This is a genomic window from Clostridioides sp. ES-S-0190-01 (assembly GCF_020658275.1).
In the GTDB taxonomy this organism is placed as follows: Bacteria; Bacillota; Clostridia; order Peptostreptococcales; family Peptostreptococcaceae; genus Clostridioides.
Genome location: NZ_JACVWA010000023.1, coordinates 231,462 through 243,689, shown reverse-complemented (window position 1 = coordinate 243,689; position 12,228 = coordinate 231,462). Strand labels below are relative to the sequence as shown.

10 protein-coding genes and 2 riboswitches are annotated in these 12,228 nt (G+C 27.6%); of the genes, 5 read left to right on the top strand and 5 right to left on the bottom strand.

Going from position 1 to position 12,228, the window contains the following annotated elements; translation table 11 throughout:
• Positions 1 to 374: 374 nt before the first annotated feature.
• Positions 375 to 1,826 (top strand): alanine/glycine:cation symporter family protein, encoded by a 1,452-nt coding sequence (locus IC214_RS08780; RefSeq protein WP_227823814.1) that lies wholly within the window; start codon positions 375 to 377, stop codon positions 1,824 to 1,826.
• Positions 1,827 to 2,037: 211 nt separating this feature from the next.
• Here IC214_RS08780 and IC214_RS08775 read toward each other — a convergent pair whose 3' ends face one another.
• The 5 genes from IC214_RS08775 to ribD form a co-directional block, all read right to left on the bottom strand.
• Positions 2,038 to 2,466 (bottom strand): hypothetical protein, encoded by a 429-nt coding sequence (locus IC214_RS08775; RefSeq protein WP_227433189.1) that lies wholly within the window; start codon positions 2,464 to 2,466, stop codon positions 2,038 to 2,040.
• A gap of 525 nt (positions 2,467 to 2,991) precedes the next feature.
• Positions 2,992 to 3,453 (bottom strand): 6,7-dimethyl-8-ribityllumazine synthase, encoded by a 462-nt coding sequence (ribE, locus tag IC214_RS08770; RefSeq protein WP_227433190.1) that lies wholly within the window; start codon positions 3,451 to 3,453, stop codon positions 2,992 to 2,994.
• A gap of 106 nt (positions 3,454 to 3,559) precedes the next feature.
• Positions 3,560 to 4,753 (bottom strand): bifunctional 3,4-dihydroxy-2-butanone-4-phosphate synthase/GTP cyclohydrolase II, encoded by a 1,194-nt coding sequence (locus tag IC214_RS08765; protein ID WP_227433191.1) that lies wholly within the window; start codon positions 4,751 to 4,753, stop codon positions 3,560 to 3,562.
• 23 nt (positions 4,754 to 4,776) lie between these two features.
• Positions 4,777 to 5,442, bottom strand: coding sequence for a riboflavin synthase (locus tag IC214_RS08760; protein WP_227483245.1), 666 nt, complete (start codon positions 5,440 to 5,442; stop codon positions 4,777 to 4,779).
• A gap of 31 nt (positions 5,443 to 5,473) precedes the next feature.
• A complete protein-coding gene (gene ribD, locus IC214_RS08755) occupies positions 5,474 to 6,586 on the bottom strand; it encodes a bifunctional diaminohydroxyphosphoribosylaminopyrimidine deaminase/5-amino-6-(5-phosphoribosylamino)uracil reductase RibD (RefSeq protein ID WP_227433193.1) in 1,113 nt (370 codons plus the stop codon).
• Positions 6,587 to 6,723: 137 nt separating this feature from the next.
• Positions 6,724 to 6,845: riboswitch (FMN riboswitch) on the bottom strand.
• Between the two features lie 187 nt (positions 6,846 to 7,032).
• Here ribD and recQ point away from each other — a divergent pair.
• From recQ to thiF, 4 genes are all read left to right on the top strand, one after another.
• A complete protein-coding gene (gene recQ, locus IC214_RS08750; protein ID WP_227866504.1) occupies positions 7,033 to 9,516 on the top strand; it encodes a DNA helicase RecQ in 2,484 nt (827 codons plus the stop codon).
• 88 nt (positions 9,517 to 9,604) lie between these two features.
• Positions 9,605 to 9,716, top strand: a riboswitch (TPP riboswitch).
• 142 nt (positions 9,717 to 9,858) lie between these two features.
• Positions 9,859 to 11,160 (top strand): phosphomethylpyrimidine synthase ThiC, encoded by a 1,302-nt coding sequence (gene thiC / locus IC214_RS08745; RefSeq protein WP_227433195.1) that lies wholly within the window; start codon positions 9,859 to 9,861, stop codon positions 11,158 to 11,160.
• A 48-nt stretch (positions 11,161 to 11,208) separates the two neighbouring features.
• A complete protein-coding gene (thiS, locus tag IC214_RS08740; RefSeq protein WP_227433196.1) occupies positions 11,209 to 11,403 on the top strand; it encodes a sulfur carrier protein ThiS in 195 nt (64 codons plus the stop codon).
• Entirely contained in the window at positions 11,396 to 12,199 is an 804-nt protein-coding gene (gene thiF, locus IC214_RS08735; RefSeq protein ID WP_227433197.1) for a thiamine biosynthesis protein ThiF, read from the top strand. Before thiS ends, thiF begins: the two co-directional genes overlap by 8 nt.
• Positions 12,200 to 12,228 lie beyond the last annotated feature (29 nt).

The window sequence follows — 12,228 nt, the reverse complement described above, 5'->3', positions numbered from 1 at the left end:
AGTATATTATTTAACAAAGTTTTTAAAAAATTAACAGAATTTAGAGAAAATTTTTGTTATTTAAATAAATTTTAAAATCATATCATTACTTATAATATTAAACGACAAACGAAAAAATATACTTCAAAAGTATAATTTATTGTATTTGATAAGCAATATAAAGTATTAATTACATCTAAGTTATAAAATTAATAAAATAAAGTTGAATTTAAAGATAAAACTGCAATTTATTAAAGAAATTATTCATTTTAAACCTTGTAATTTAATTTTATAAATATTATAATTAAATTAATGAATTTTTCACAAGGAATTATGCATTTTTTTGATTTTAAGATTTATTGAGAAAACAATATTAACAGGGGGTAATTAATAAAATGGATTTTTTAAATGGTATTTTAACAGGCATTAACAATGCAGTAGTATTTGTAAACAATTACTTATGGTCTTATATTCTAATTATAATGTTAGTTGTAATTGGTATTTACTTTACTATTAAAACAAATTTTGTACAATTCAGATATTTTATAGAAATGTTTAGGCTTTTAGGTGATGGTGCAGCAAATAAAAATGCAAAAAAAGAAGGAAAAATATCTTCATTTCAAGCCTTTTGTATAAGTACATCTTCAAGAGTTGGTACTGGAAATATAGCAGGGATAGCAATTGCAGTAGTAGCAGGAGGTCCTGGTGCTGTATTTTGGATGTGGCTTATAGCTTTAATTGGTTCTGCTTCAAGTTTTGTGGAGAGTACATTGGCTCAAATTTATAAAGTTAAGAATGGACCAGCTTTTAGGGGTGGACCAGCTTATTATATGGAACAAGGTTTAAATAAAAGATGGATGGGTGTTTTATTTTCAATACTTATAACTATCTGTTATGGATTTGTATTCAATGCAGTTCAAGCAAATACTGTTTCATTGGCGTTTAATAATGCATTTGGTATAAGTAAAATGGCTATGGGAATAGGTCTTGGAATTTTAACAGCAATAGTTATTTTTGGTGGTGTTCATAGAATAGCAAAAGTTTCAGAAATAATAGTTCCTGTATTTGCAGGATTATACATATTAGTTGCTTTAGCTATAGTTGTAATGAATATAACAGAAATACCAGGAGTTATATCATTAATAGTAGAAAGCGCATTTGATTTTAGAGGAATGGCAATTGGTACATTTATGGGAGTTGTAATGACTGGAGTAAAAAGAGGTTTATTTTCTAATGAAGCAGGAATGGGTAGTGCACCTAATGCTGCTGCAACAGCACATGTAACTCACCCTGTAAAACAAGGTTTAATCCAATCTCTAGGTGTTTTTACAGATACTATAATTATATGTAGTTGTACAGCATTCATGGTATTATTATATTCAGATTATGCTAGTAGTGGAGCAACAGGAATTGAATTAGCTCAAGAAGCTTTAACTCACCATATAGGTCCAATAGGAAATATTTTTATAGCAGTTTGTATATTCTTATTTGCATTTAGTTCTATAGTAGGAAATTATTACTATGGAGAATCAAATATGGAGTTTATGAGTGGAAGTAAAATTAAACTTAATGTATTTAGAGTTTTCGTTGTAGGTATGGTTTTATTTGGTTCTCTTACTCAAGTAGAAGTAGTCTGGAATTTAGCAGATTTATTTATGGCACTGATGGCTATAATAAACTTAATAGCAATAACTCTTTTAGGTAAGTACGCATTTATTGCTTTAAAAGACTATACAAGCCAAAAAAAATCTGGAATAAAAGACCCTGTATTTATTGCAGATGAAATAGAAGGACTAGAAAATGTATCAGAGTGGCATGCTGAATTATCTGATGAACGTTTAGGATAAAAAGTAGTATAAAAATTATAGAGTAATTTTGATAGATTAGAATGTATTTAATTTATGTGAATATAGTATTTTAGTTAACTTATATTACTGGAATTTTTAATTCCAGTAATATTTTTTTATATCAAGTATATTATATTTTATTAAGAGTTTTTAGTATTTTAATATAATTTAGTTATCATAAATAATATATTAAAACCTCTCTTTTTAAATACTACACAATTAAATCTTGTAAGTTATCTTCAAAGCTTTCTAAGTAATCACAAAATAATCTAAACTCTTCTATATTTTTGATTTCTTGTAAATTTCTTAAGTCTATCATCATGTTGCTATATTTATGCAACATAAAACTCATATCATATATTTCACATTTAACAAATCCTTCTTGATAGTTGTATTTATAAGGTTCATATTTTGAAAAATTTGATTCAAAGTATTTTATTTTAGCATAACATAATCTGTGTATATTGAATAAAAGAGCAAATATAGATTCTTTAACTGCAAACTTGTGTGTGAAGTATTTTACAGTGTGGTATTTATCGTGTTTAAATTCCCAAATTAAATCTTCATTCAAAGTAAGAGAATATTTTTTTATAAGGTTACGTTTTTCTAGTGTTAAATCTTGTATTGAACTTGTTTTCATAATTCAGTCCCCCATAAATATTCAATAAACAACCATTAAATTATGGTGTTCATTTATAGTTTATTATTGCTTACTTAATTATATTGTATAATTAATCGAGAAAATAATAAAATAGATAATTAATATAACATTAATATATGCTATAAATAAAAACGATAGCTTTGATAGTAATATGTACAAATTTATGGTATTTTATATTTAGATTTATATTTGTAGTTATTTTAAGCTTTTAAAAGTATTTTTTATTATTAACTTATATTTCCTAGATTACAGGGAATTTAACACTAAAAATCTATCTTGTGTCCTTAAAAATTTACATAATGATTGTATATATTCTAATTTCAAAATATACGTGAATAGTGTTGGTATTTCTAATGAATATGAAGATATGGGTAAGGTTGTTCAAATAGATAATTATCTTTAAAATTATTAAGTACCAAAAGACAAGTATGCTTTGCCATATTGGTACTTAATAGTATTTTATAGTCTCTATTTTAATTTCCACTATTTAATCAATAAAGGTATTTAATCTAGAACCTTAAATAGGTTTGCCATTTCTAGTGCATTCATAGCACAATCATATCCTTTATTTCCAGCTTTTGTGCCAGCTCTTTCAATAGCTTGTTCAATATTTTCTGTTGTTACTATTCCAAATATAACAGGTAATTCATTATCCAAAGATACTTTTGCAATGCCTTTAGATACTTCGCTACATACATAATCATAATGAGAAGTAGCACCTCTTATAACACATCCTAAACATATTATAGCATCATACTTACCACTCTTAGACATTTTTTGAGCAACGAGAGGAATCTCAAAAGCTCCAGGTACCCAAACCACTTCTATATTTTCCTGAGTAACATCGTGTCTTAAAAGGCAATCTTGAGCACCAGATAAAAGTTTTGATGTTATAAATTCATTAAAACGAGAGTTTATTATACCTATTTTTAAATCTTTTCCAATAAGTTTTCCTTCATATATCATTTTTATTTCCTCCAATTTTATTTAGGTTATAAATCTATATTTTTAGTATATATGCATATTATTGTAATAAAAATTACTTAGTAGAATAAAAATTAAATACCATTAGCTATATAATATCTAATAGATGTCCCATTTTATCCTTCTTAGTTTTCAGATATAATTTATTAAAATCATTAATTTCTTCATTAATAGGAACTCTATGTTCAATTTTTATTCCATATTTTTCTAATTGATTTATTTTGTCAGGATTATTACTTAAAAGGTTTATACTTTTTATATGTAAATTTTTTAATATCTGAGCAGCGATATAAAAATCCCTCATATCTTCTTCAAATCCAAGCATTAAATTTGCTTCAACAGTATCATAACCTTCTTCTTGAAGTTTATAAGCTTTAATTTTATTTAAAAGCCCAATACCTCTGCCTTCCTGTTTCATATAAATTAAAACACCACTTCCATTTTCTACAATTTTTTTCATAGAAGTTTCTAACTGTAGCCCACAATCACATTTTAAAGAATGAAATACATCACCTGTTAAACATTCAGAATGAAGTCTGACTAGTGTATTTTCTTCATTTACATTTCCATAAGTAAGGGCAATGTGTTCTTCATTTGAGTAAATATCTTTATATCCTATTATTTCAAAATTTCCATATTTTGTTGGAAGAAAAGCACTAGAAATTTTTTCTATAGTGGTTTCATTTCTTTTTCGATATTCTATCAAGTCTTTTATAGTAATTATTTTTAAATTATGTTTTTCTTTAAATATCATTAAATCATCAACTCTTGCCATTGTACCATCATCTTTCATTATTTCGCAGATAAGACCAATTTCTTTAAATCCTGCAAGTCTAGCAAGGTCTACAGAAGCTTCTGTGTGACCATCTCTAACTAGGACACCTCCAGTTTTTGCTATTAATGGAAATACATGTCCAGGTGTTTTAAAATCTTTACTTGTGGAACTTTCATTACAGAATAGTTTGACAGTTTCAGCTCTCTCATATGCAGATATACCTGTTAAAGTATCTATTCCATCTATAGTGACAGTAAATGCAGTTTGAAATGTGTCTGTATTTTCTTTAACCATAAGAGGTATATTTAGACTTTTAAATTTTTCTTCAGTAGCAGGAAGACAAATAAGGCCCCTACCATATGTAGCCATAAAGTTTATTGTCTCAGGTGTAGCCATTTCAGCTGCCATCAATAAATCTCCTTCATTTTCTCTGCTTTCATCATCAACTACGATTACCATTTTTCCATTTTTGATATCATTAATAGCTTCTTTAATAGTGTTAAACATGTAATTCACTCCTTTTATTATTTTTAAAAACCATTTTTAAATAAAAATTCTTTATCTATATTTGATTTATAGTTACTACTATTAGAATTTAATTCCTTGTAGTTTTTTACAAGAAAATTATTAACATACTTTCCAATTACATCACTTTCTAAATTGACAAAGTCTCCAATATTCTTTGTCAAGAGAGTAGTGTTAAATTTAGTATGAGGTATAACCGAAACCTTAAATATCTCATCATCTAAATAAGCTATAGTTAGACTTACACCATCAATAGCAACAGAACCTTTGTGTATCATTGTTGATAAAAGTTCTTTGGACGGTTGTATGCTTATTAAAACTGCATTTTCATCTTTTTCAAATTTACAAATAGTACCTTTACTATCAACATGACCTGTTACTAGGTGTCCACCAAATCTAGAAGAAAGGCTCATAGCTCTTTCAAGATTTACTTCATCACTTGGATTTAATGAACTTAAATTTGTGGAACGGACTGTTTCCATCATGACATCAGCAGTAAATTCATTTTTACCTAAACTTGAAACAGTTAAGCAAACTCCATTTACAGCAATACTATCTCCAAGATTTGTACCATCTAGTATTTTATTTGATTGTATGGTGACTTTTCCACTTTTGCCATTAGCAGTAATTTTTCTAAGTATTCCAACTTCTTCTACTATGCCAGTAAACATTTTAACCTCCTAGACGTGTATATTTATAAATTTAATTTAAAACATCAGACTCTACCAAAATATCGCCATCTATTAAAGTTACATTCTTAATTTCTAATTGTATAGCATCTGATAAGTAATCTATTCCATCTCCAGAAACGAAAGTAGGAGCATCTTTTCCACCTATAATTTTAGGTGATAAAAACAATTTGACTTTGTCAACTAAATTGTTTCTAAATAGACTGTCATTAAGTGTAGCACCACCTTCAACTAAAACAGAATCAATTTTTAATTCTCCTAATTTATACATTACAAATTCTAAATCTACCATATTATTTTTTTTAGGAGAAAGTACTACTTCAATATTATTTTTTCTTAGAACTAATGATTTTTCACTATCTTCACAACACGTAAAAACTATAGTTTTATTGTTTTTATCTTTAACTAATTTGCTATCAACTGGCAATTTTAAGTTTGTGTCTATTATTATTCTTACAGGGTGAGATACATTTTCTTGGTTAAGTCTGCAAGTTAGCAATGGATTATCATTTAAAACTGTGTTTATCCCAACCATTATACCTTGATATTTATTTCTATACTTATGAGTTAGATATCTTGATGATTCATTAGATATCCATTTTGATTCTAGCGATTTTGTGGCAATCTTGCCATCTAAACTTACTGCTGATTTTACAATACAAAGAGGTTTTTTTGTTTTTATATAGTAAAAAAATATTTCATTTAATTGTTTTGCTTCTTTTTCTAATATACCTACAGTAACATCAATGTTATTGTCTCTTAGTTTTTTTACTCCATTACCACAAACGATTGGATTTGGGTCTAATGTAGATATTACGACTCTCTTAATCTTATTTTGAATAATTTTATCTACACAAGGAGGTGTTTTGCCATAATGAGAACAGGGTTCTAAATTTACATAAAGGGTAGTGTCTTTTAAACTTTGATTAGCACTATTTATAGCATTTATTTCAGCGTGATTAGAGCCAAATCTCTCATGATATCCTTTACCTATTATGTCATCATCTTTAACGATTACACATCCCACTAATGGATTTGGATTTACAAAACCTTCTCCATTTTTGGCTAATTCAATAGCTTTTTTCATATAATAAATATCTTTCTCTTTTTGACTTATAAATTTCACAATATTTACACCTCCTATTTAAACTTAGATAATTTTCAAACAAAAAACCCCGAGAATTAACTCGGGGTTTAGAATAATCTACAATAAATATTGTATAAATGTATAGCAAAACGGCTCTACAAAAACACTTATTTAGTATATATCTTCTTCCATCCAGACTTTACTGTCGGCTTTGGAATTTAACCAAATCAACCAAGTTTTAACTCAGCTCGCGGGCTATACCGCCGATTGGGAATTTCACCCTACCCCGAAGATTAAGTATTAAATTTATATTTAGAATGTATCATAAATTATTTTACTTTGCAAACTATTTTTTTAAAAATATATGTTAATATATAATATATAACAGCTAGAAACTTTGGAATAATGCGATTGTGAATATAAAAATAAAAATTTGAACATAATCAGAAAAGAAGTTTAATTAATTTGAATTGGGAGAGAAATATATGAATAAAAAACCTTTAGAAATATTATCAAAATACTATGGATATACAAGTTTTAGAAAAGGCCAAGAGTCCATAATAAATTCTATTTTGAATAAAAAAGATGTATTAGCTATAATGCCAACTGGAGGAGGAAAATCTATATGTTATCAACTTCCAGCATTGATATTAGATGGGATGACAGTAGTGATTTCACCACTTATATCTCTTATGAAAGACCAAGTAGATGCTTTAAAAGCCATGGGAATCAATGCTGCTTTTATAAATAGTTCATTGGGAAACAAAGAATTTAATGAAATATTAAGTAATATTAGAAAAAATACTTATAAAATACTTTATATTGCTCCAGAAAGATTAGATACCCAAGAATTTCTTGAACTAATAAATAATAATGACATAAGTCAAATTGCAATAGATGAAGCACATTGTGTATCTCAATGGGGACATGATTTTAGACTGAGTTATAGAAGGATTTCTACGTTTATCAATAGTTTGTCTAAAAGACCTATAGTCACAGCCTTTACAGCTACTGCATCAGAAGAGGTAAGAGCTGATATAATAAATTTATTGTGTTTAGAGAGTCCAGATTGTTACATAACAGGGTTTGATAGAGAAAATCTAGCAATAAATATAGTGAAATCATCTAGTAAAAATAAATATATTTTAGACTATATTCAAAATCATAAAAATGAGTCTGGAATTATATATACAGCTACTAGAAAAGAAGTTGAAAATATTTATAATGGTTTGGCAAAGAGAAATATATCTGTATCAAAATACCATGCAGGTTTATCTAAAAATGAAAGAAATAAGAATCAAGAAGATTTTATAAATGATAATATAGATATAATGATAGCAACAAATGCATTTGGGATGGGTATTGATAAGCCCAATATAAGATGGGTTATACACTACAATATGCCTCAAAGTGTAGAAAATTACTACCAAGAAATAGGGAGAGCTGGTAGGGATGGAGAAAAAAGTGAATGTATACTTTTATTTTCTCCAGGAGATGTACATATACAAAAATATTTAATAGATATTGGTGTTGAAAATCCTGAAAGAAAATTATTTCAACATAAAAAACTTCAGCATATGATTGATTTAGTTTATAGTAATTCATGCTATAGGAGGACAATATTAAATTACTTTGGAGAAAATTATATAGAAAACTGTAATAACTGTAGTAATTGTTTAGTTGAAGGAGAAATAGTGGATAAAACTATAGATGCTCAAAAAGTTATTTCATGTGTAGCTAGAATGAAAAGAAGTTATGGTGTTACTACTATTGTAGATGTACTTAGAGGGTCTAAAAACAAAAAAATTTTACAACTTGGTTTAGATACTTTGTCTACATATAATATTATGAGAGATTATTCAAGTGAAGACTTGAAGAATTTTATAAATACATTAGTTTCTCATGGTTTTTTAGATTTAGTCGAAACTTTAGGTAGCGGAAACAGAGGAAGTTACCCAACTATAAGATTAAATGATATGTCTATGAAAGTTTTGAAGGGCGAGGTAAAGGTAGAATTTAAGGAAATTGTAATGACAAAATCTCTAGAAATAGAAGATGAATTATATAGTGCTTTAAGAGAATTAAGACACTTAATTGCAAGTGAAGAAAGAATAGCTCCATATATGGTTTTTGGAGATGGAACACTTAGAGCTATGTCTAGTAGTTATCCAGTCAATAAAGAAGAAATGCTAAATATATCTGGAGTAGGAGAAATTAAATATCAAAAATATGGTGAAGATTTTGAAACACTAATCAAAGAATATGTCGAAAAAAACAATATAGATAAAAAAGACAAAGAAAAAAATGTCGATTTAATAAATGTCAATAGTGAATTTCTTGAAGTTAATACAGATAAAGCTTTATATGAAAGGCTAATAAATATTAGAGAAGAATATGCTAAAAAAGAAAAATTACTTCCATACATGATTTTAACTAATAAGGCTTTGAAAGAAATAAGTGGAAGATATCCTATTGATAAAGAACAATTAAAGGATATTTCTGGTATAGGTGAAGTAAAAATTGAAAAGTATGGGGCTAGTATTTTAGATGAAGTTAAACATTATGTAAAAGAAAATAGTATTGATGTTACTTGGGAGAAAAAGAAAAAAAGAAAATTGATACTAGATGGAGAAAGCAGAAAAAACAATGAAATAGCACTAGATTTGTTAAATCAAGGTAAGGATATACAAAGTGTAAGTCAAGAAATAGAAGTCTCCCTATCTACAGTTATTGGATATGTATATGATTATTTAAAAGATGGGCAAAGTATATCATTTACATTAGATTTAGAAAATTTTTATAGTGAAGATGAAAGGAAGATGATTTTAGAAGTATGTGAAGAAGTAGGTTATGAAAATTTAAATAACATAAAAAGAAAACTTCCAGATTCAATAAAGTATGAAAATATAAGGGCTGTTATACTTAAATCTTATCTTGAAAATTCGAAAAAAGGTGCATCATGGGAGTAAAGTTAGCTGAATTAAAATATAAAATTTGTATTATTATGTTGAACTAATATTTTTGCTGTGTTATACTGAATTTGTAAAAATGATAAAAATTTAGAGCTAGGGGCGCTAGAATTGGCTAGCTGAGAGATAAAGCCGTAACTTACAAACCCTAATAACCTGATCAAGATAATGCTTGCGAAGGGAAGCTTTGTAATATAATTTTGTTATATAAATAGATAAATTATTCTGCATAGTGAGAAATTTGTCTAAGTGTATATATGATTATAAGAGTGCTTTCCAAAACAAGGAAAAGCACTTTTTTTATTGTTAAAAACTATAACTTTAATCTTGGAGGAATGTAATATGAATTATACAACGCAAATGGATGCTGCTAGAAAAGGCATAATAACTAAAGAAATGGAAATCGTTTCTCAAAAGGAACAAGTAGATGTAAATGAATTAAGAGAATTAATAGCAAAGGGACAAGTTGTTATACCTGCTAACAAAAATCATAAATCCTTAAGTGCAGAAGGTGTAGGTAAAAATTTAAGAACAAAGATAAATGTAAACTTAGGAATTTCAAGAGATTGTAAGAATATAGAAAATGAACTTGAAAAAGTTAAAGTGGCAATAGACATGAAAGCTGAAGCAATAATGGATTTGAGTAACTATGGAAAAACTAGAGAATTTAGAGAAAAAGTTGTTGAAATGTCACCTGCAATGATAGGTTCGGTTCCTATGTATGATGCAGTAGGGTATTTAGAAAAAGAACTAAAGGATATAACAGAAGAAGAATTTTTAAATGTAATAAGACAACATGCTATTGACGGAGTTGATTTTATTACTATACATGCTGGTCTTACTAGAAGTGTTTGTCAAAAGATAAAAAATCATGAAAGATTAACTCATATAGTATCTCGTGGAGGTTCACTATTATTTGCTTGGATGGAGTTAAATAATAAAGAAAATCCTATTTATACTAATTTTGATAAGATTTTAGATATATGTGAAGAGTATGATGTTACATTAAGTTTGGGGGATGCATGTAGACCTGGTTGTATAAAAGATTCTACAGATGGAGTTCAGATTCAAGAACTTGTAGTATTAGGAGAGCTTACTAAAAGAGCATGGGAAAGAAATGTACAAGTCATGATAGAAGGACCTGGTCATATGGCTATTGATGAAATAGAAGCAAATGTAGTGTTAGAAAAAAGACTATGTCATGGAGCACCTTTTTATGTTCTTGGTCCATTGGTTACAGATATAGCCCCAGGTTATGACCATATAACTAGTGCAATAGGAGGAGCATTAGCATGTGCTAAAGGAGTAGACTTCTTATGCTATGTAACTCCAGCAGAACATTTAAGATTACCTAATTTAGATGATATGAAAGAAGGGATAATAGCTGCTAAAATAGCTGCTCATGCAGGAGATATAGCTAAGAATGTTAAAGGAGCTCGTGAATGGGATAACAAAATGAGTAAAGCTAGAGCAGATTTAGATTGGTGTGAAATGTTTAGACTTGCAATAGACCCTGAAAAAGCTAAAAGATATAGAGATGAGTCAACTCCGACTCATGAAGATAGTTGTACTATGTGTGGAAAAATGTGTTCAATGAGAACAGTTAAAAAAATATTAAACAATGAGGAACTTAATTTAATATAATTTGTGCAGAGCATTAGTTGAATAAAGTCAAAATGAGGAGGTGATTTAGTGAAGGTTAATGGAAAGAATGTTGAATTCAAAGAAAACTTAACTGTTATAGATTTGTTGAATAAATATAATTTGAAGAGCGATAGAGTTGTAGTTGAGATAAATCTAGAAATAATTGAAGAATCCAATTACAATACATATATATTAAAGGATGAAGATGTTGTAGAACTTATTAGCTTTATTGGAGGTGGTTAAAATAAAAATATTTGTAAATGAAGTATTAACAGATGTTGAAAAAAATACAACTGCCTATAAAGTTAGAGATAAATATAATCATAAATGTGATGTATTGGTGTTGAATGGATATCCAATTAAAGCTGACATTCCACTTTCTGAAAATGATAAATTAACACTTATACAAAAAGGGGTTAAACCTTCTTTTGATGAGTTAGAAAGCTTGTTGATAGCTAGACATACTCCAAATGTGCATAATAAATTAAAAAAAGGAAGAGTTGCTATATTGGGACTAGGTGGACTTGGGTCCAATATAGCTATCTCTTTAGCTCGAATTGGAGTTGGAGAACTTCTACTTATAGATTATGATGTTGTGGAGCCATCTAACTTAAATAGACAGCAATACTTTATAGATGATATAGGAAAACTAAAAACAGATGCTATGGTTGAAAATATAACAAAAATTAATCCATTTATAAAATTAAAAAAGCAAAATATTTTTTTAAATAAATATAATATGGATATACTTAAAGAGGCAGATTTGATAATTGAAGCTTTTGATGATGCTTCATGTAAAGCACAAGTTTGTAATTATATCTTAATAAATTTGAAAGATAAATATTTGATAGCATCATCAGGTATGGCAGGTTACTATGATTCAAATATAATAACTACTAAGAAAATAAGAGATAGATTTTATATATGTGGAGATTTTGTAAATGAAGCTAAAATTGGAGAGGGACTTATGGCTCCAAGAGTTGCTATTTGTGCAAATCATATGGCAAATTTGGCAACAAAAATACTTATAGATATGTAAATACGTGAATCAGAAAATAAAAAGATTGA